Raw genomic sequence first — 2,179 nt, forward strand, 5'->3', positions numbered from 1 at the left:
GACGGCCGCGGTGACGGCGGCGCTGTGCGCGCGGTTGAAGGCGTCGGCGATCTGGCCGATCTCGTCGCCTCCGAAGTCGAGCGGGGCTATCTCGGCGTTCTGGTCGATCTGCTCGCCGTCGCTGAGGGTGCGGATGGTGCCCGGCAGCCGTTCGTCGGCGAGCTGGAGGGTCTCCCGGCGCAGCCTGCGCATGCGGGCGATCAGGCGGTTGGCCAGGAACAGCGCCGCGAGGAAGGCCACGAGGGTGAGCGCGCCGACCGCGATACCGCCGTAGAGCGAATCGGAGGCCTTCCTGTCGCCGATCGCCTCGGCATCGCGGTGCGCGTCCCGGCTCTGGTCGTTCCAGAGCTCCAGCAGTTGGGTGCGCACCTGACCCGCGGCATTGCCCCAGTCGTCGGCATTGAGCGGCAGCGCGACCGCACTCGTCTGATTGGCGCGTCGCGTCGTGGCGCCGGTCGACGAATTGGTCGACGAGCGACCGCTCGGGGCGTCCTCCGCGGCCGATGCCTCCTCGCCGATCACCACGCCGCGGCGGATGACGGCGTCCTCCATCGCGGAGAGCTGTTGATAGGTCGCGCTGTTGGTGATGGCCTCCAGCTGTTCGCGCCGCTTGCCGGTCAATACCGCGGCGGCGTAGGTGACTTCGCCGCGGGCGTCGCCGACGTTGCGGGTGAAGTCGGACAGCTGTGTCGCGGTGAACTGGTTGGTCAGCAGCGCGGTCGTGCCGATCGTGGCCGATTTGGAAATCGCCTCGGCGGCACGCAGCGGATGCACGGCGCGGTAGAGATCCACCGCGATCTGGGCGTCCGGTGCGACGCGCGCGCCGATCAGGGTGCCATGCACGATCGTGTCGATGATGGCGCTGAAAGAGGTGAATGCCTGTTCCGGCGGCATGGCGCGGGAGTCCACCGCCGCGCGCAGTTGGGGTAGCGCCTGGTACAGCCGCTGGATGCCCGCCATATCGTCGTTGATTTCGGGGCGCATGGCGGCCTTGGTGCCCTGTTGCTGTAGCGAGGCCAGGGTGCTGTCGGAATTGCGCCTGGTCGAGGCCAGATGCTCGTCGGCCTGCGGTACCTGCGAGAGGTACAGCAGCGTCGCTCCGCGCTCCAGCTGGAACGCTTCGATCATGCTGATCGCGGGCGCGGTGGTATCCGAGGCGAACTCGGCCCAGTCCTTGTCCTTACGTCCGTCCTTGACCAGGTAGACGGCCGCGCCGATACCGATACTCAACAGCGCGACACTGGGGATCAGAACGATGGCCAGCAATCGGACGCGGACTCCGAGCGGCCTTCGCGACTGTCCGCGTGCGAAAACGGTCGAGAACGTGCGGAGGAATTTGCTGCCAAACACCGATAATCGAGCCTACTTCTGGGCTTTGCGCCTTCTTGTAACCGGACTGCCGACATCTGAAGGCGGTCAGGAGCCAGTTGTGTCCCGGGTCACCCTATCCAGTAAAAACCTGGTTGGGCAACGACATCGGTTTGCCGGACGGAGCCGCCCGGCAGCGATACGGGGCGTCGCGAGCCGCGGACGGCGGACTCGCGCGGCCACCGCCGCGCTCGCGCTATTCGGCGGTGGCACTGTCTGCTCCCTGGCCGTTCGAGAGGTGGACGCGCACCGGCAGGCGCGCGAGTTCGGAGGTCTCGTCTCCGGTCGCGACCAGTGTGGTCGGCACGCGCACGACGGCTCGGATGCCCCCGTAGTCGGATTCGCTCAGCCGCACGGTGACACCGTGGCGGGCGGCAAGCTTGGCCACCACGAACAGGCCGAGGCGCGCGTCGCCGGCGAGCGACGCGACGCTGAAGTCGGGCGGGTCGGCCAGCAGCGCGTTGCGCTCGGCGAGTTCGGTGTCGGACATGCCGAGACCCTGGTCGGAGATCTCGATCGCCACGCCGGTGCCCGCCGTGTGTCCCGAGACCTCCACCCAAGATTCGGGCGGGGAGTAGGCGGTCCCGTTGTCGGTGAGTTCGGCGATGAGATGGATGAGGTCGGCCACCGCGCTGCCCGCGATGCGGATGTCGGGCACCCGTCCGGTGCGGATCCTGGTGTAGTCGAGGCTTTCCGCCACGGCGCTGCGCACCACGTCGAGCAGCGGCACCGGATTCCGCCAGCGCCGTCCCGGTTTGTCGCCGCCGAGGATGATGAGGTTCTCGGCGTTGCGGCGGGCGCGGGTGGCGAG

At 68.6% G+C, this 2,179-nt stretch carries 2 protein-coding genes; both read right to left on the reverse strand.

The genetic code is table 11. The features are described from left to right. The coding region (locus APZ21_RS06315) for a nitrate- and nitrite sensing domain-containing protein (protein WP_156370767.1) at nucleotides 1–1,266 on the reverse strand (1,266 nt) is incomplete at its 3' end. 298 nt (nucleotides 1,267–1,564) lie between these two features. After that, the coding region (locus APZ21_RS06320) for a sensor histidine kinase (RefSeq protein ID WP_162240308.1) at nucleotides 1,565–2,179 on the reverse strand (615 nt) is incomplete at its 5' end.

The sequence above is a fragment of the Nocardia arizonensis genome (genome assembly GCF_001310275.1).
GTDB classification, from domain to species: Bacteria; Actinomycetota; Actinomycetes; order Mycobacteriales; family Mycobacteriaceae; genus Nocardia; species Nocardia arizonensis.